At 64.4% G+C, this 17663-nt stretch carries 20 protein-coding genes; 4 read left to right on the plus strand and 16 right to left on the minus strand.

Annotated elements, in window-relative coordinates; all coding sequences use genetic code 11:
* Positions 1 to 24 precede the first annotated feature (24 nt).
* The 11 genes from AAA969_RS08765 to AAA969_RS08815 all read right to left on the minus strand — a co-directional run bounded on the left by AAA969_RS08765 (position 25) and on the right by AAA969_RS08815 (position 8238).
* Positions 25 to 1752 carry a Na(+)/H(+) antiporter subunit D gene (locus tag AAA969_RS08765; RefSeq protein WP_338245645.1) on the minus strand — a complete coding sequence of 576 codons (1728 nt, stop codon included), beginning with the start codon at positions 1750 to 1752 and terminating at the stop codon, positions 25 to 27.
* Positions 1749 to 2066, minus strand: a complete 318-nt coding sequence (locus AAA969_RS08770; protein ID WP_338245646.1) for a hypothetical protein — start codon at positions 2064 to 2066, stop codon at positions 1749 to 1751. The genes AAA969_RS08765 and AAA969_RS08770 overlap by 4 nt, the downstream gene beginning before the upstream one ends.
* On the minus strand, positions 2063 to 3544 hold the full coding sequence (locus AAA969_RS08775) for a proton-conducting transporter membrane subunit (RefSeq protein WP_338245647.1): 1482 nt from the start codon (positions 3542 to 3544) through the stop codon (positions 2063 to 2065). Before AAA969_RS08775 ends, AAA969_RS08770 begins: the two co-directional genes overlap by 4 nt.
* A 4-nt stretch (positions 3545 to 3548) precedes the next feature.
* Complete coding sequence (locus AAA969_RS08780; RefSeq protein WP_338245648.1) at positions 3549 to 5072, minus strand: monovalent cation/H+ antiporter subunit D family protein; 1524 nt, start codon at positions 5070 to 5072, stop codon at positions 3549 to 3551.
* A complete protein-coding gene (locus AAA969_RS08785) occupies positions 5072 to 5617 on the minus strand; it encodes a cation:proton antiporter subunit C (protein ID WP_338245649.1) in 546 nt (181 codons plus the stop codon). The genes AAA969_RS08780 and AAA969_RS08785 overlap by 1 nt, the downstream gene beginning before the upstream one ends.
* Positions 5618 to 5619: 2 nt before the next feature.
* Positions 5620 to 6078 carry a Na(+)/H(+) antiporter subunit B gene (locus tag AAA969_RS08790; protein WP_338245650.1) on the minus strand — a complete coding sequence of 153 codons (459 nt, stop codon included), beginning with the start codon at positions 6076 to 6078 and terminating at the stop codon, positions 5620 to 5622.
* 1 nt (position 6079) lies between these two features.
* Positions 6080 to 6646 carry a DUF4040 domain-containing protein gene (locus AAA969_RS08795; RefSeq protein WP_338245651.1) on the minus strand — a complete coding sequence of 189 codons (567 nt, stop codon included), beginning with the start codon at positions 6644 to 6646 and terminating at the stop codon, positions 6080 to 6082.
* Positions 6643 to 7014 carry a monovalent cation/H(+) antiporter subunit G gene (gene mnhG, locus AAA969_RS08800; protein WP_338245652.1) on the minus strand — a complete coding sequence of 124 codons (372 nt, stop codon included), beginning with the start codon at positions 7012 to 7014 and terminating at the stop codon, positions 6643 to 6645. Before mnhG ends, AAA969_RS08795 begins: the two co-directional genes overlap by 4 nt.
* Positions 7011 to 7328 (minus strand): monovalent cation/H+ antiporter complex subunit F, encoded by a 318-nt coding sequence (locus tag AAA969_RS08805; protein ID WP_338245653.1) that lies wholly within the window; start codon positions 7326 to 7328, stop codon positions 7011 to 7013. Before AAA969_RS08805 ends, mnhG begins: the two co-directional genes overlap by 4 nt.
* Positions 7328 to 7831, minus strand: a complete 504-nt coding sequence (locus AAA969_RS08810; protein WP_338245654.1) for a Na+/H+ antiporter subunit E — start codon at positions 7829 to 7831, stop codon at positions 7328 to 7330. The genes AAA969_RS08805 and AAA969_RS08810 overlap by 1 nt, the downstream gene beginning before the upstream one ends.
* A 161-nt stretch (positions 7832 to 7992) precedes the next feature.
* On the minus strand, positions 7993 to 8238 hold the full coding sequence (locus AAA969_RS08815; protein ID WP_425325048.1) for a zf-TFIIB domain-containing protein: 246 nt from the start codon (positions 8236 to 8238) through the stop codon (positions 7993 to 7995).
* A 125-nt stretch (positions 8239 to 8363) separates the two neighbouring features.
* On the opposite strand from AAA969_RS08815, the gene AAA969_RS08820 reads away from it, so the two are divergent.
* Positions 8364 to 8624 carry a diacylglycerol kinase family protein gene (locus tag AAA969_RS08820; RefSeq protein WP_338245656.1) on the plus strand — a complete coding sequence of 87 codons (261 nt, stop codon included), beginning with the start codon at positions 8364 to 8366 and terminating at the stop codon, positions 8622 to 8624.
* A 145-nt stretch (positions 8625 to 8769) separates the two neighbouring features.
* Here AAA969_RS08820 and AAA969_RS08825 read toward each other — a convergent pair whose 3' ends face one another.
* Complete coding sequence (locus AAA969_RS08825) at positions 8770 to 9861, minus strand: DUF2336 domain-containing protein (protein WP_338245657.1); 1092 nt, start codon at positions 9859 to 9861, stop codon at positions 8770 to 8772.
* Positions 9862 to 9940: 79 nt separating this feature from the next.
* Positions 9941 to 10372, minus strand: coding sequence for a DoxX family protein (locus AAA969_RS08830; protein ID WP_338245658.1), 432 nt, complete (start codon positions 10370 to 10372; stop codon positions 9941 to 9943).
* A 128-nt stretch (positions 10373 to 10500) separates the two neighbouring features.
* Between AAA969_RS08830 and AAA969_RS08835 the strand changes: the two genes are divergently transcribed.
* From AAA969_RS08835 to AAA969_RS08845, 3 genes are all read left to right on the plus strand, one after another.
* Complete coding sequence (locus AAA969_RS08835; RefSeq protein ID WP_338245659.1) at positions 10501 to 11823, plus strand: MFS transporter; 1323 nt, start codon at positions 10501 to 10503, stop codon at positions 11821 to 11823.
* Complete coding sequence (gene msrB / locus AAA969_RS08840; RefSeq protein ID WP_338245660.1) at positions 11807 to 12214, plus strand: peptide-methionine (R)-S-oxide reductase MsrB; 408 nt, start codon at positions 11807 to 11809, stop codon at positions 12212 to 12214. The genes AAA969_RS08835 and msrB overlap by 17 nt, the downstream gene beginning before the upstream one ends.
* 105 nt (positions 12215 to 12319) lie before the next feature.
* Complete coding sequence (locus AAA969_RS08845; RefSeq protein WP_338245661.1) at positions 12320 to 14509, plus strand: S9 family peptidase; 2190 nt, start codon at positions 12320 to 12322, stop codon at positions 14507 to 14509.
* 146 nt (positions 14510 to 14655) lie between these two features.
* On the opposite strand, the gene AAA969_RS08850 is transcribed toward AAA969_RS08845, so the two are convergent.
* From AAA969_RS08850 to AAA969_RS08860, 3 genes are all read right to left on the minus strand, one after another.
* Positions 14656 to 15033 carry a GIY-YIG nuclease family protein gene (locus AAA969_RS08850; protein WP_338245662.1) on the minus strand — a complete coding sequence of 126 codons (378 nt, stop codon included), beginning with the start codon at positions 15031 to 15033 and terminating at the stop codon, positions 14656 to 14658.
* A gap of 165 nt (positions 15034 to 15198) precedes the next feature.
* Entirely contained in the window at positions 15199 to 15816 is a 618-nt protein-coding gene (locus AAA969_RS08855) for an energy transducer TonB (RefSeq protein WP_338245663.1), read from the minus strand.
* 300 nt (positions 15817 to 16116) lie between these two features.
* Positions 16117 to 17592 (minus strand): tetratricopeptide repeat protein, encoded by a 1476-nt coding sequence (locus AAA969_RS08860; protein WP_338245664.1) that lies wholly within the window; start codon positions 17590 to 17592, stop codon positions 16117 to 16119.
* Positions 17593 to 17663: the final 71 nt, after the last annotated feature.

A 17663-nucleotide genomic window follows, 5' to 3' on the forward strand; every position in this document is an offset into this window, starting at 1 on the left:
TCCTGAATGACAAGTCCTTGAGACTTATGGGGACAAGTAGGCAATCAGCAGGACGATCGCCAGCAAGGCACTCGTCCAGATCGCGAGCAGCCCACTGGGGATATCCCGGCTCAGGGAGCCGATAGGACTGAATACCTCGAACAGTTTTCCGCCCGTCCGGGTCCGGATTCCGCCGAGCAGATTGCCGATCGACGCCCACAGCCGGCCGAACATCGCATGGCCCCAGACGACCGTGTCGGCGAGGAAACGACGATAGAACCAGTCGGTGTCGAGATTGATGCCGCGCTTCTCGTCCGGATACCACTTCATCCGCACCAGCAAGGCGAAGGCGAACATGGCCCCGAGCAGGAGCTGCATCTGCCCGACGATATGGTCGAAGGTGTAGGGCTGGTAGTGCAGCGCCGCCTCCGGGAAGGGCACGAGCTCGTAGAGCACGCCGTAATTCACGCCCAGATAGACGCAGATCAGCGCCGCCATCCCCATCGCCATCAGCATGTTGACCGGCGCTTCGCGGACGCGATGGCCACGGTCATGGCTGAAGAAGGCGAAGTACGGGATCTTGATGCCCGAGTGCTCCAGCACACCGGCGGAAGCGAAGACCAGCACCAGCCAGACCATCCAGTGGCCTTCCTGGGCCACGGCCGCCAGGGTCAGCGCCTTGGCGACGAAGCCCGAGAACAGCGGGAAGGCCGAGATCGAGGCCGCCCCGATCAGGCAGAAGACCGCGGTCGCCGGCATCGACTTGAACAGCCCGCCCAGTTCGGACGCCTTCACGGTCCCGACCCGCAGCATCACCGCGCCCATGCTCATGAACAGCAGCGCCTTGTAGATGATGTGCACGAAGGCGTGCGCGGCCGCACCATTGATGGCGAGCTCGGTGCCGACACCGATCCCCACGACCATGAAGCCGAGTTGGTTGTTGAGCGAGAAGGACAACACCTTGCGCAGGTCATTCTCGACCACCGCGAAGAAGACCGGGAAGGCCGTCATGATGGCGCCGATCCAGATCAGCTCGTCGGTGCCCGCATAGCCCCGCGCCAGCGCATAGACCGCCAGCTTGGTGGTGAAGGCCGACAGCACGACCGCGCCGGTGATGGTCGCCTTGGGATAGGCGTCCTGCAGCCAGTTGTGCAGGAAGGGGAAGGCGCACTTGATGCCGAAGGCGATGAAGATCAGGAAGCCGCCCAGCGTCTCGATGGTCAGCGTTTCGTCAAAGGCCCAGCTGCCGGTCTCGCTGGCACGGATGACCGCACCGGTGAGGAGCAGTACGCCGGACAGGATGTGGATCGCCAGATAGCGCAGGCCGGCCTTGTAGGCGGCATTGTTGCGGGCGCCCCAGATCAGGAAGACCGAGGAGATCGCGGTCAGTTCCCAGAACACGAAGAGCGAGAGCAGATCACCGGAGAACACGGCACCCAGACCGGCACCGGCATAGATCAGGCCGGCGGCATCGGCGATGCGGTCCTTCTCATGCAGCCCGTAGAGCGCATTGATGAAGGCGGCGATGATGAAGATCAGGCCCCAGATCCGGGACAGACCGTCAAAGCGGAAGGTTTCCAGCGTGAAACCGCCCAGCGAGATGATCCCGCCGAGATGGTCGCCGGACGGCGCGTTGAACCACAGGCCGAGCGCCAGGACCGGTGCGATCAGCGCGAGCGCCTTGCGCACCTGGTGGATCGGGAAAGCCGCTGCCAGCAGGCCGGCAATGATGACCGGCCAGGCCGGTGAGACGTCATAGAGAGCTTCGATCATGACTGGCCCTCCTCGTCGGTATTGTCACCGTCCCAGTAATCCTCCTTGCGGCCCAGCAGACCGCGAACCACGAACCAGCCGATCATGACGGCGAGGACGAAGGCGCCGAAGCCCCACATGGCGTAGAAGCCGTAGAACTCGGCGAACTCAACGTATTCATGGCGGTGATGGACAAAATCGACCGCAACGAAACCGAGCGTTCCGACCAGGAAGATCCATATCATCGAGGATTTCAGCCAGCCCGAGTCGAGCCACAGGAAGGGCCGCGCCATCGGATGGATCAGTTCATCATGTTTGCCGTTTGGATCGCTCACAGCGCGGCCTCCGCAGCAAGGGTCGACGTCATGAAGACCGGTTCGAGATAATCCCGCAGCGGTCCGATGAGGAAGAAGAGCGCGATCACGCCGGCGGCCGTGATGACCGGCGGCAGGATCACCAGCATGGGCGGCTGCTTCTTCAGCTTGGCCTCGTCGGGCGGCGAGAAGAAGCCGCGCGCCGACAGCGGCAGCAGGTAGGCGACATTGAGGATGGAGGAGGCAATCAGCGCCAGCATCAGCCAGCCATGCCCGCTCTCCCAGGCGCCTTCCAGCAGGAAGAGTTTCGGCCAGGCGCCACCGAGCGGCGGCAGGCCGATGATCGACAGCGCGCCGATCGTGTAGGCGCCGAACAGCCAGGGCATGTAGCGTCCCAGACCGTCCATTTGCGAGATCTCGGTCTTGCCGGTCGCGGTATAGATCGCCCCGGCACTCATGAAGAGCGTGATCTTGCCCCAGGCGTGCATGACGATCTGCAGCGCGCCGCCGAGCATGGCGATCGGCGAGCCGAGCATCACGCCGAGCGTCACATAGGACAGCTGCGACACGGTCGAGAAGGCCAGCCGGGCCTTGAGGTTGTCCTTGGTCATGGCGACCACGGAGGCCAGCACGATCGAGATACCGGCAATCCAGGCCAGCGCGTCGGCGGCCGGCGTGATGGCGATCAGGTCCGCGCCGAAGATGTAGGTGCCGACCTTGAGCATGGCGAAGACACCGGCCTTCACCACCGCCACCGCGTGCAGCAGGGCCGAGACCGGGGTCGGGGCGACCATGGCATTCGGCAGCCAGGGGTGGACCGGCATCAGCGCCGCCTTGCCGATCCCGAAGGCGAACAGCACCAGCAGGATGCCGGCAATCGCCGGGGTCACGTCATTGAGCGCCAGCAGGCCGCCGGCGACGAAGTCGGTCGAACCGGCGAGGAAGTGCGTTGCGATCACCGCCGGCAGGAGGAGACCGATCGAGGTGCCCAGCAGGATGGAGAGGTAAATCGCCCCGCCGCGCTTGGCCTTGGCATCACCCTTGTGCGTGACCAGCGGATAGGTCGATAGGGTGAGGACCTCGTAAAAGAGGAACATGGTCAACAGGTTGCCGGACAGGGCCACGCCCATGGCAGCGGCAATGGCGATACAGAAACAGACATAGAAGCGGGTCTGGTTCTTCTCGTTATTGCCGCGCATATAGCCGATCGAATAGAGCGAGTTGACGATCCACAGCCCCGAGGCAACGGCGGCGAAGATGGCGCCCAGCGGCTCCAGCTTGAACACCAGGTTGAGGCCGGGAGCCAGGGTCGCCAGCTCCAGCGTGGGCTGGCTCGGGGCGATCTCGACGAGATAGGCGACATTGAGCGCCAGCAGCACGGCGGCGGTCAGCGTCGCCGCTTCGCGCAGGTTCGGGCGCGAGCCCAGCAGGGCCACGAAGACCCCGCCTAGGGCGGGCAGGACGAGCGCGAGAGCGAGTGAGAGTTCAGGCGTCCACATCAGATCAATTCCCCCCCATCACGGCATCCGCCGCGGACCGGGCCAGCCAGACCAGCGGGTCGGCGTGGAAGAAGAAGTAGATATTGGCCAGGGCCAGGATCGACATCGGCACCAGCACCATCCACGGCGCCAGACGGCGCTGGCTCAGCTCGCCATGATGGCTCGGCGGCGTATCCATCCAGATCGCCGACAGCAGCCGGGCGACATAGGCCAGGGCCAGCAGGGAGGACAGCATCAGAGCGGCCACCGCCCACCACCAGCCACGCTCGAGCGCGGCGGTGACGAGATACCATTTCGAGGTAAAGCCGACGGTCAGCGGCACCCCGACCAGCGACAGGCCGGCAATGGTGAAGGCCGTTGCCGAGGCCGGCATGGTCTTGCCCAGTCCGGCCAGGTCCTTGACCCGGCGAACGCCGAAATTGAGCGCGAACGCGCCCAGCGCCATGAACAAGGCGCCCTTCATCAGGGCATGGTTCATCAGGTGCAGCATGCTCGCCGACAGGCCGGACGCCGTGCCCATCCCGAGACCCAGCATCATGTAACCGACCTGCGCCACGGAGGAGTAGGCCAGCATGCGACGGGCATCGCTCTGGAACACTGCCTGCAGGGAAGCCACCACCATGGCGATGGTGCCGACGACGGCAAACAGCCAGACGAAGGACATCTCGACGAAGCTGACATCGGGATGGAAAACCGAGAACAGGAAGCGGATCAGCGCGTAGAAGGCGACCTTGGTCGCGGTCGAGGCGAGGAAGGCCGTCACGAAGTTCGGCGCGAAGGCATAGGCATTCGGCAGCCAGACATGCAGCGGGAACATCGCCGCCTTCAGGCCAAGACCGACCACGATGAAGGCAAAGGCCGCCTGGGTCACCCGGTTATGGCCATTGACCTCGAGGATCGCCGCCATGTCGGCCATGTTCAGCGTGCCGGTCGCCATGTAGAGGAAGCCGACGCCGATCACGAAGAAGGTCGCGCCGATCGTGCCGAGGACGAGGTAGTTATAGCTGGCCGTCAGCGCCCGCCGGTCCTTGCCCGCGCCCATCGCGATGAGCGTGTAGGTGGCGATCGAGGAGATTTCCAGGAAGACGAAGACGTTGAACGCATCGCCGGTAATGGTCACCCCGAGCAGGCCGGTGAAGCAGACCAGGAAGGCGGAATAGAACAGCGCCTGCTTGTTCTCGGCGATCTCGTCACCGACGCTCGGCAGGGCATAGATCACGCTCAGGAAACCCAGCATGCCGACCAGCAGCAGCAAGGCGATATTGAGCATGTCGATGCGGTATTCGATCCCCAGCGGCGGCGCCCAGCCGCCCATATGGTAGGAGACGACACCCTCGGTCAGTACCTGACCGAGGAGGTTCAGGGACAAAAGGGCGACCGCGGCGGAGGTCACCAGGGCCACCGCCCAGGCGACACGGCCATTCGGCATCATCGCCGAGACAGCCGCCATGATCAGCGGAATGACGACGATCAGGGCCGGCGCGTGCATGGCAATGCCCGCGGGCAGGAAGTCAGCCAGAAACTGCATTATTCGGCGCTCCCGGATTCAAGCGTGTAATCGGCGGCATTGAGGGCATCATCCTCGATCGTGCCATAGGCCTCGCGAATGCGGACAACGAGCGCCAGGCCAACGGCCAGGGTCGCCACGCCGACGACGATGGCGGTCAGGATGAGCACGTGCGGCAAGGGGTTGGAGTAGAGGACTTCAGCCGCCTGGTGAGCCGCGTCGGCGCCGTAACCGGCGGCGTCGCCGGCATAGCCGGCCGCATCGGCGCCATGATCCGCCGCGCCAGCGGCCAGGTCAGCGCCATGGGCGGCATCAGCGGCCGCCGGGGCCCCCTCGCCTCCACCATGGCCATAGCCATCATCGACCTTGTACTCGGCAAGAATGGGCGGTGCGCCGCCGAACACCTTGCCAATGGTGATGTAGAGCAGGAAGACCGAGGTCTGGAACAGCGACAGGCCAACCAGTCGCTTGACCAGGTTGCCGGTGGCGATGACCACATAGAGGCCGATCATCATCAGGATGATGATCGGAATATAGGTGAAGCGTTCTGCAAGGATCTCCAGCATCGCTACCACTCCCCGTCCGGGATATCCGGCACACGGCCGGAGAAGGCATAAAAGATCGCAACCATCACCGAGGACACCGTGCACAGCACGCCGATCTCGATCGCGATGATCCCGTAGTGCTGGCCGGTATGGTGGCCCTGATCCGGGTGCAAGGCGTCATAATCGAGGAAGTTGAGCGGCTCGCCGGCCCCGTTCAGGAACAGGGTCGCGACACCGACGCCGGCAAAGATCAGAACGCCGAGGGCGGCCCCGAAGCGCACGACGGTCGGCGAAACAGTCGCCTGCGCGGCATCAATGCCGAAGATCAGGGCATAGAGGATGACCGCCACGGCAATGATCACGCCGGCCTGGAAGCCGCCGCCGGGACCGTATTCACCATGGAACTGGACGTAGAAACCGAAGATCACGATCAGCGGGATCAACAGCTTCGAGACAACCCGGAGAATCAGGTGCGGTGACATGTCAGTCCTCCCCCTCTTCGCGGCGGCGTGTCCCGGTACCGAAGCCCAGAAGCAGCATCACGCCGAGCGCCGCACTGAACACCACCACGACCTCGCCCAGCGTATCGAAGCCGCGATAGCTGGAGAGGACCGCCGTGACCACGTTCGGGATCGAGATGTCGTACGGAACCCGCTCGAGATATTGCAGGCCGACATAGGCATTGGCTGCGCTGTCCGGGTCGCCATAGACCGGCATGTCCGGGATGGCGAAGAACAGCGCCGCGCCGGCTGCGGAAACCACGGCAAAGGCGGCCCAGTGACGCCCCGCCCCGGCCGGCTCGCTTTCGCGGGCGGTCAGCAGCATGGCACCGAGCATCAGCACGGTGGAGATGCCGGCACCCACGGCGGCCTCGGTAAAGGCCACATCGACCGCATCGAGCGAGACAAACCAGGCGGCGCAGAGCAGCGAATAGACGCCGGTCAGCATGACCACGGCGAACAGGTTGCGAAGACGGACAATGGCAAAGCCGACCGCCAGCAGCATGGCGATCAGCAGATAGTCCAGATACTGGGTCAGATCGGCGTTCATTTCGGGCCCTCCGACGCGCCGGCATCGGCCGGGTGTTTCGGCTTGAAATGACCGAGGTCCGGCTTCTGGCCCGCGCGGTGCGCGGCATTGGCGATGGCATGGGTGGCCGTCGGGCTGGTCAGGAAGAGCAGCAGCGCGACCAGCGCCAGCTTGGCAGCGGTTTGCCAGTCACCGGCCTGGGCAATCAGGCCCAGGATGATCAATTCGGCGCCCAGCGTATCGGTCACGCCGGCCGCATGCATGCGGGTGTAGAAGTCGGGCAGACGCATGACACCGGTTGCTCCGGCGATCACGAACACCAGACCCACCGCCATGGCGCCGATGGAGAAGGCATCGCGCGCGTACTGGAAGGCTTCAGCGAGGCTCATTTCTCGTACTCCCCGTCGATGGCCCGACGCAGCGACATCTGGGCCAGGGCAATCTCCAGCGAGCGGTAGCGGAAGAATTTCAGGATCGCGATCGTCGCGACGAAATTGATCAGCGCATACAGCAGCGCGATGTCGATGGCGTCCTGGCGCCCGACCAGGGCGGCGAAGACCAGCAGGAAGAGGACCGTCTTGGTGCCAAAGGAGTTGGCTGCCAGGACACGGTCATACAGGGTCGGTCCGGCAAACAGGCGGGCCAGCATGATGGCCATCGCCACCGCTATGCCGATCGCCACGAGGAAAATCATGATGTGCATCAGCGGGCCTCCCTCTTGCCATCGGTGGCGACGTCGGAGCGGGCGCCCATTTCGGCAAAGCCGGCCGGATCGGTGAAGGAATTGTCCAGCGCGTGGACAAGGAAGCCGTCATCCTCGACATCGACGGTCACGGTGCCCGGGGTCAGCGTGATCGAATTGGCGAAGACGCAGCGGCCCAGCTCGGAGCGTTGGTCGGCGGCGACATGGATCAGACGCGGCTCGACCTCGATTTCCGGCTTCATGACGAGACGAACGACGGCGAGGTTCGCCTTGACGATCTCGCCACCCAGCCAGCCCCAATAGGTGAAGAGCGGAATAGACGGACCGACCGGAACCGTCTCGCGGTCGACAATGCGCATGCGATAGGCAAGCGCCACCGTGACGATGATGCTGACCACGCCCAGCCCCATCACGATCGGATAGTTGCCGGACAGGGTAAATGGCCCGGACAAGGTGAGCCAGAGCACCACCAGGATGGCGGTGAGGCTGATGCCGTAGAACATGGAATCTCCCCGCGCGATAACGCTGATGCTTCGGTAATTAACCGCTCAGGCGAAGCTTGACCAGATGAAGCGGGAGGGAAGATGCAGACGCACCATCCGTGGGGGTATTCCCCGCTGCCCCCGCCTGCTGGGCCGTGCCGGTGTCCGGCGCTGGCCGGGGCTCAGAAGTCGAACAGTTCGGACAGGAAGCTCTCGCGCTTCTTGTCGCGGCGACGGTCCTCGTGACCGCGCGCGGGCCGACTGTCATAGCCGCGTTCGGGGCGGGCGGCCTGCGGCGCCGAGCGCTCGATGATCTTGTCCAGCTCACCCCGATCCAGCCATACACCCCGGCATTTGGGACAATAGTCGATCTCCACCCCGTTGCGATCGGACATCACCAGGGTTTCACCATCAACCGGACATTCCATCGAGGTCATTCCTTCTCAAATTGACTGCCGGGACAGTCCTATCTACGGCCACTGCCCCGGCAAGGTGGACGCGAAGGCTGACAATCCCCATGCTCGGCGACGATTTGTCCCGTGCCGGAAACACCATGCGTATTTCCATCGTCATGAATCCCCGCAGCGGTCGGCTGTCACGCGAAGGCGAGACCCTGATCGCGGAGCTGCGCAACCACGCCTCGGTGTGCCGGGTGGACAGCCTGGTCGAGGATGGCGAAGACGCCTTGAAGGCCGCCCTGTCGAGTAGCGCGGACGCCATCGCCATTGCCGGTGGCGATGGCACGATCCGGGCAGTCACCGAAATGGCGATGCGGGCGGGCAGCGCGCTGCCGCTCATCCCCCTGGAAAAATAGGGACACGCACCACCTATTCCGCCTCCACGCAGCGACGCTTGCAAAGCTTCGGCTTAGATCATGGGAACCCAAACTTCGGCGTCGCGAAATCAGGCCCTTGGGATCTCGGGTGACACACTGAAGGCGGTGGGCTGGTGGCCAGCCCCTACTTCCCGCCCTTGTCTTCCATCGACAGGTTCCAGTAGCGCAGCACTGTCTGGGCCTTCTCGACCGAGAGGCTGTCATGGATCTTGCGCGCTTGGGCGACCGGCTCGCTGGTCAAGGCCCGGCCGAGACCGCGCCAGACATGCTCGAAGCTGGGCCATTTGAGACCCGTCGCCTTGCACAGGACGGCGATCGGCTCGCCGGCCATGTCATCCATCATCTGCACCACGAGCCGCCGGTCGACATTGGCGAGGGTCGAGATCTCGGTAATGATTTCCGGCAGCGCGCCGTCCATCGCCATGGCTTCCAGCGTGCCTTCCAGCGAACCGTAGGGGCTCAGCTCGGCGGCTTCGCGATTGCGCTGGCGGCGATCAATATAGCGCAGGATGCGCGTCACCATCGGGTCGGACCAGTCCTCGGCCGCGGCCATCGGGAAGATGTCCTCGGAGGCGTCGATCAGGATGGTGCGATCAACCGCAAAGCGCTCGATGATCTGGGCGCGGTCGATGTGCTCGCAGGACCAGAACAGCCGAAAGGCCTGGGTCGGACGCAGTTCCTCACGCCGGATCAGCAGATGTGCCAGATTGCCCTCATCGGCCGCCATGCCGACCAGATGGTCGACCGTGGGCATGGCCAGGGTCGCGGTTTTGTTGCGCAGAAGCCGCTCGATGACCGGCGTTTCACCCCCCGCCGCCAGAGCCGCCGAGACGGTGGCCGACAGGTTCTCGCGCTTGGCCAGGGTCAGGCGATGCTGCAGCTTGCCGACCCGCGCCACCTCCATCATGTCGAAATCCGACAGGGCGAGGCAGTCTTCCAGGATCGGCTCGGCCACCTCGTAGACATCACAGGCGAGCGTGCGTAGCAGGCGGTGCGGCGCATCGCTGAGCACCGAAAGGCGCTTGGCGCAGCGCTGGCGCAGCTCGACATCGCTGGCCCGGATCACGTCATAGAGGAGATCACCGACGATCCAGCGTTCGCGCGGCGTGATCCGGCTCGAGGGCAGACCGACAATGTCGGCCAGCCGCCGCGCGAGGATGGCCCGCGTGCGGTGCGTGACGGGCTCGCTGAGCTCAAAGGGTTCGGCATTCGCCATGGGTGCGCCTGTCAGATCCGGTCTGACCGACAGGATGACGCCGCGGCGTTAATGAATCGTAGGAGCGATGCCCGGCATTTCAGGCTTTGCCGATGATCGGCAGCTTGTCCCTGTCGAGCCAGGTCACAACCGCGGCGAGGAGGCCGAACACCACCGCCATGCCGAACAGCATCGGCGAATAGATCAGGCTGCCATCCGCGGCCACGCCGACCGGGGCATTGATGCCCAGCCAGGGCGACAGGTGGAAGACGATCGCGCCGCCGATCACGCCCAGCGACAACAGGCCGCCCAGACCCTCCAGCCGCTTGCCGAAGATCCCGACCAGCAACAGCGCCGCCGCGAGCAGCTCCAGCACGCCGGTCAGCATGCGCACCTGCGGCTCGAAGAAGTCCATGCCGGACGCCTCGGCGATCTGGGCGAAGATCGGATTGGAGGCACCAAATTTCTGCAGGCCCATGAAAATCATGAAGGCAGCAAGGAGCAGGCCCAGGCCCGGTTTGACGAATTTCATGATGTGCGACTCATTTCTGGATTGCCGTGATTTGCATCCAGTCAACATGTTGCTAGACAAGGCGCAATGCAAATCACGCCGGTTCACGAAAGAGCGGCGACACCCTCCGCACCAGACCGGATCAGCCCTTGCCTGTTTTTCGTCCCCTTGCCGGCAATCGCCAGCTCCGCATGCCGCCCTTTGGTGCCTATCTAATCCTGGTCGCCGGCTGGTTCTTCGGCTTCGGCCTGCAGACCACACTTTTCCCGGGCGTGATCACTTTCACCCTGCACGAGACGCCCGAGCGCCTCGGCCTCGCCCAGGCCGCGCTGACCGCGCCGATGATGCTCCTGCTGCCGTTTGCCGGTGTCCTCGCCGAACGCAAGGACCGGCGCGGGATCATCTTCTATTTCTACATTTTCGCCGGACTGTCGGCCGGCACGCTGGGCCTGCTCTTGCTGAGCGGACACCTGACCTACTGGATCATGGTCAGCTTTGCCCTGCTGATCGGTGTGGCGGGCGGCTTCGTGATGCCGGCGCGCGACAGCGCGATCAATCCGGTGGTGCGCATCTCGGCCAAGACGCGGCATGGCGGAATCGAGCTGCAACGCGCCGTGGTGATGGCGTCAGCGGTCCAGTTCGGCGCCCAGATCGCCGGCATGGCGGTCGGCTATTTCGCCGCCTACACCGGACCGGGGACGCTCTTTGTGCTGCAGGCGGTCGGCCTGTGCATTGGCGGCATTTCGGCGGCCTTCCTGCCGCGCCTCAGCTCGAAGCGCAACAAATCGACCGCGCACCCGATGCATGACCTCGCCGACGGGGTGAAGGCGGTCTTCACCTCGCCCGTTCTGATGCCGATGACGCTGATCATGATCGCACTCGGCATCCTCGTCGTCGGCGGCTCCTTCCTGGTGCTGATCCCGCTGATCATCCGCGAGAGCTATGGCGGCGGCTATCCCGAGATTGCCAGCCTGATGGTCGCCTTCTGGGTCGGTGCCCTGGTCGCCAATGTTGCGCTGGTCAGGTTCGGCCAGATCGAGCGACCCGGCCGGGCCCTGATCCTGGCCCAGTCGGTGACCGTGCTGGCCACCGGTGCCTTCTTCTTCCATCTTCCCTTCTGGTCGCTCTACGTGCTGGTCTTCTGCTGGGGACTGGGCGCCGGGATTGCCATTTCGCTGTCGCGGTCGGTGGTCCAGGAACAGGCCCCGCCCGACAAGCTGGCCCGCGTCATGTCCGTCTATCAGCTCGGCCTGTTCGGCGGCATGCCGGCCGGTGCGGTGCTGATGGGCGTGGTGGTCGGTCAGCTCGGCCCCAACCTGTCGGCACTGATTCCGATGGTCGGGCTTGGTGTCGTGCTGGTGGTCATCTGCCTGACAACCCCCATATTGTCGGTACGACGCGGTCAGGCCCACGCCCTCACCGCCCCTGACACGCCGCTGAAGACGGAGACCGACCATGCCCCGACTGAGTGATGCCGAGATCGAGGCCCTGAAGGCCAAGCTGGACCCCGATACCTATGCCATCGCCTTCGAGGAGGGCACCGAGCGCGCCTTCACGCATCCGTTCAACGCGGAAAAGCGTGCCGGAGCCTATCACTGCAAGGTTTGCGACATCCCCCTCTTCGCCTCGGACCACAAATACGAGAGCGGTTCGGGCTGGCCTTCCTTCTACCAGCCGGCCGAGGCCGACAATGTCGAGACCAAGACAGACTACAAGCTGATGGTCGCCCGCACCGAGATCCATTGCGCCAATTGCGGCGCCCATCTGGGCCATGTCTTCCCCGACGGCCCGGCCCCGACCGGTCAACGCTATTGTACCAATGGCGGGGCGCTGGACTTCCAGCCCGCACAGGGCGATGAATAGCCCAGCTTTCTTGAGGGGAATCGTATGCACTACTTACCGCTTGCCAGGCGGTTGGGTGTGGGGCTCGCCGGCCTCGCCCTCGCCGCCTGCAGTCAGGAGACTGCCATGACGACCGACACTTCGGCCGCCAATACCACGGCCGTGACCACCCATGGCGCGCTGATCACCCGCGCCCAGGGCCTTGAGGCGCCGCGCGCCGAACAGCGCCCGGTCACCATCGAGCAGGTCGGCTTCACCCGGGTCGATGAATATCAGTGGATCAAGGACGATAACTGGCAGCAGGTGATGCGCGAGCCGGAAGTCCTCGACAGCGATGTCCGCGAGCTGCTCGACGCCGAGAACGCCTATCTCGATGCCGTCATGGAGCCGACCGAAGCCCTGCAGGAACGGATTTTCCAGGAGATCCGCGGCCGCATCAAGGAAGACGACAGCTCGGTCCCCGAGCGCGATGGCGACTATGCCTACTACACCCGCTACCGCGAAGGCGGCCAGTATCCGGTCTTCGCCCGTCGCCCGGTGGATCCGGAAACCGGCGAACCGGCCGGTGACGAGGAAATCCTCGTCGATGGCGACGCCGAAGCCGCCGATTTCGATTATCTCGATTTCTCCGACATGGAGCACTCGCCCGACCACCGCTATGTCGCCTTCGGCGTCGATGTGCGCGGGTCGGAGTATTACGAGATCCGCGTCAAGGACGTCGCCACCGGCGCCATTGTCGCTACCCTCACCGATGAGAGCTCGGGCGATTTCACCTGGGCCAATGACAGCGCCACCCTGTACTGGGTCTGGCGTGACGATAATGGCCGCTCCAAGCGCGTCTATCGCCAACCGGCCAATGGTGGTCCCTCCGAGCTGGTCTATGAGGAGCCCGATGACGGCTTCTTCGTCTCGGTCGGCCTGACCGACAACAACAACCACGTCATGATCAATGCCGGCGGTCACACCTCCAACGAGATCCGCCTGATTGACGCCAATGACGCGACCGCCGAACCGGTGCTGATCTCGGCTCGCGAGGACGGCGTCGAATATTATCTGACCGAAGCCAGCGATCGCTACTATTTCCGCACCAATGCGGATGGCGCGGTCGACTTCAAGATCGTCTCCGCCCCGATCGACAATCCGGGTCGCGAAAACTGGGAAGACTTCATCCCGCACCGCCCCGGCACGCTGATCAACGGCGTCATCGGCCTGGCTGACTGGCAGGTCCGTGTCGAACGCGAGAACGCCCTGCCGCGCATCGTTGTGCACGAATACGCCACCGGCGAGGAATACAATATCGCCTTTGACGAGGAAGCCTATTCGCTGGGTGCCTCGGCCGGCTACGAGTTCGCGACCGACATGCTGCGCTTCTCCTATGAGAGCCCGTCAACGCCGGAAGAGACCTATGACTTCAACCTGCGTTCGCGTGAGCGCACGCTGCTGAAGCGCCAGGAAATCCCCTCCGGTCACAATCCGGAGGACTATGTCGTCCGCCGCATCATGGCCCCCGGCCATGACGGGGCCCAGATCCCGGTCACCATTCTCTACCACCGCGACACGCCGATCGACGGTAGCGCCCCGCTGCTGCTCTATGGCTATGGCTCCTACGGGATCACCATTCCGGCCGGCTTCCGCGTCACCCCGCTCTCGCTGGTCGATCGCGGCATGGTCTATGCCACCGCCCATATCCGGGGCGGCATGGCCAACGGCTATCAGTGGTATCTTGACGGCAAGCTGGACCAGAAGATGAACACCTTCCGCGACTTCGTCTCGGCCGGTGAAGCCCTGTCCGAGCTCGGCTATACCAGCCGCGGCCAGATTGTCGCCTATGGCGGTTCGGCCGGTGGCCTGCTCGTCGGTGCCGCGATCAACCTGCAGCCCGACCTGTTCGCCGGTGCCATCGCCGCCGTTCCCTTTGTCGATGTGATCAACACCATGTCGGATCCGGAACTGCCGCTGACCCCGCCGGAATGGCCGGAATGGGGAAACCCGATCGAGAGCGCGGAAGATTATCAGACGATGATCGCCTACTCGCCCTACGACCAGATCCAGGAAATGGCCTATCCCCACGTCCTGGCCACCGGCGGCCTGACCGATCCGCGCGTCACCTATTGGGAGCCGACCAAATTCGTCGCCCGCCTGCGCGACCGCCGGACCGATGACGGCCTGACCCTGCTGAAGATGAATATGGGTGCCGGCCATGGCGGCGCCTCGGGCCGTTTCGACAGCCTGCGCGAAACCGCCCTCAACTGGGCCTTCGCCCTGATGGCGGTCGGCCTTGCCGACAGCGAAGTTGAGGCCATCGCGGCTGAGTAGAGCTGCGGGGCAATTCCCACATTTGTCTTCCCGGATGGACGCCCCGCGCAGGCGGGGCGCAAGTCCGGGACCTAGATGTTCGAACAGTTAGGTCCCCGCCCTGCACCCCGCCTACGCGGGGTGTCCGGCGGGGATGACAAATGGGATCAGGTCTTGTTGCTTTCCCACGCCCGCATGCCCTCCGGCACGACTTCACGCGGGTCAACACCGCCCATCTCCCAGTACAGATCCCGCCAATCGGGATTGGCCGTCTCGATCAGATTGATCTTCCAGGCCCGGCGCCAGCGCTTGATCCGCTTCTCACGGGTGATGGCATTATTGATCAGCTCATGGCTCTCGAACCAGACAAGCCGATCGACGCCGTAACGCGCCGTGAACCCACCGGCCTTGCGAACCTTGTGTGAATAGACCCGCGCCAGCAATTCACGGGTGACCCCGCAATAGAGCATGCCATTCTTGTGTGTAGCAAGAAGGTATACGTGGAACGTGAATGCAATTATAAATTGTGTTTGGCATTTTGTCATCCCCGTCGGATGTCCGGCGAAGGCCGGACGCAGGGCGGGGACCTAACTGCTTGCAACCACATAGGTCCCTGACTTGCGCCCGGCCTTCGCCGGGCGTCCATCAGGGATGACAAACACCGGGAGGGGTGTCGTGGGTGGGGGCGCCCCCCACCCACGACGGGTCACCTACCCATCAAGGCGGAAGTCGAGCCGCGTCGTGGCGCCGCGGAAGAGGATGGGCTGACCATTCTCGACTTGCGGGTTGTAGCGCCAGCGGCTGACAGCGTTGAGCGTGGCCTGCTCGAAGCCGCGACTGTCACAAGCCATCGGACGGATATTCGTCGTTGTGCCCTGCGGGGTGATATCGAACATCACCGTGCAGCTGCCAGAGTTTCCGCGCGACGCCTCAATGGCCGGGTAGACCGGCTCGATCCGGACGATGGGGACCGGCGAGCGATCAATCGGGACAAGGCCTTCGGTGGTCGTGACCTCGACCGGATCGACAGGGGGCAACACATAGGTGATGCCCTCGCCGATATCCGTTGGCAATGCGGTTTCGATAACAAGACGGGCGGCCGGCGGCGGCGGCTCGACCGCCGGGATGTCGACGAGCGTGACGCGAACGTCAGGGACGATCTCCTCCGGTACGTCATTGATCACGAAGCGCGGTGTATCGACCTCCTGGACGCGCTCCACCATCGGCACGGCGATCAGGTCTCGCATCAGAAGAAACAGTCCGACAGTGATTGCGCCGGCGACCGGCAGCACTATCGGGGTACGAAGGTTTTGGACTATGGCTGTCATTGAACAGGCCTCCCCACGGGCGTGTCCTGCATGGCCTCACAGAGCGATGCCCCGCAAACCGGCCGGGAACCCGGCACCGTTCGCCGGCGCCGGGTAGGCCGGTACGGCTCAGCCTCACAACACGAGACCTCGCCGTGCCCTCAGGTTCGACGGCCGCCGGGGCAGAAGCGGGGCGCAATCGCGATCAATTGGGGCGATTGCGGGGTCTTGTGCGGGCGTTGGCCGCTCTGCTGCGGGTGCCGCTTCTGTTGCCCTTCCCGCTGCTGTCGCGCCAGCCAGTCGACAGCCAGTCGACCTCGATCAGGTCCGCTCCGGCTCCGGCAGGCGATTGCCATAGCTGTCGAACCAGGTCCGGCAGGTTGGCGGTATCGCCAGGATCCGGCGCCCGCCGCTGTCATACTCATCCGGCGAGGTCACGATCCGGCGACGGGCCCGCTCGACCTCGATCTCGCAGCCCTCGATGGAGATCAGGATCTCCAGCTGGGCCGCGGCCTCCAGGATGGCCCGCTTGGAGGCAATGAATTCCAGCCAGCCCTGCGCCCCGGCCCGGGAATACTCCCAACCTAGCGCCCGGCGAAAGGCCGAGGCCGCGCCATCGAGGTCATCCAGTTCGACCCGTGAATTGCCGATGAATGTCCAGATATCACCCGGCCTGGAAAGACCACCGCGGCTGAGCGCCTGGACAAAGACCGCCTCGGCTTCGCCAAAGCGTCCGGCTTGGTAGAGCGCCTCGCCATAGGCCTCGTAGTCAGGCCCCGCGCCCGAGCTTGTCGCGACCCGCTCGAGCACCGGCAGGGCACGCTGCCATTCGCGGGCATGGCGCCAGAGATTGGCCAGCAGCTGAAGATTGCGGGTCGAAGCCTCGACCCGGCCCGCATTCAGCTCGCGCTCAAGCATGACGGCGCCGCCCCAGGGGTAGTCATACCAGGAATAATACTGCGCCAGCCGCACCAGCTCCTCGCTCGTGTTCAGCATGCCGTTGAGATACATGATGCGGTTGACCTCGAAGGCATCGCTTTGCCGGTTCATCTGGGCCAGCAGGCTGGCATAGCTGGTCCAGTTCGATTTTTCGGCCGGCCAGCGGCTGACCATGACCTCCATCAGGGCGAGCTGATCGGGCAGGCGGTCCAACTGCTGGAAATAGTAGAGCAACAGCGAAAACAGCTGTCGGTCCGCGCCGCCCTCGGCCTCGGCCTGCTCGAAGGCGCTTTGGGCATAGGGCAGACCGCCCTCATGATCCTCCAGCCGGGCATGGGCTTGGGCGAGCCGTGTCGCGAGATCCCGGTTGAGGGGAACCCCGCGCGAGAGGGCGGCTTCGATCAGCCCGATTCCGGCACGGTATTGATCGTCGACCATCAGCAGCTGACCGGTATTGATGCGCAGCGCATTGGCATCCTCGGCCGGCAGGACGGCGAGGTCGATCACCTGGCGCCAGTCATGGATGGCACCGGCCAGGTCATCCAGCTGATAGCGGGCCTGACCGCGCTGGCGAAGCAGAACGGCGCGCTCATAGGGGCTCAGCGCCCGGCCCTCGATCATCGCGGTGTAACCGGCCTCGACCGCGACCCAGCGCCCCTCCGCTTCCAGCTCGAGCAGCTCGAGGATCCGATTGCCGATGGCCGGGGACAGGATGCCCGGAGGATCATCCGCCGCGGTCTCGGCCTGGCCCGGCGGTGTGATCGCCAGGGTCGTCAGAAGGGTGAATGTGACGGCCAGACTCGCCAGGGCAAGCGGTGACCAGCCGACCGTGAGGGCCGGGCGTGCGGTTCTGTCCATGTGCGTCTCCCCAAGTCATGACGTGAACTCCCCAGCCCAACATTACCGTCATGTCATGAAAGCTTCGGCGC

The organism is Maricaulis maris (genome assembly GCF_036322705.1).
Lineage (GTDB): Bacteria > Pseudomonadota > Alphaproteobacteria > Caulobacterales > Maricaulaceae > Maricaulis > Maricaulis maris_B.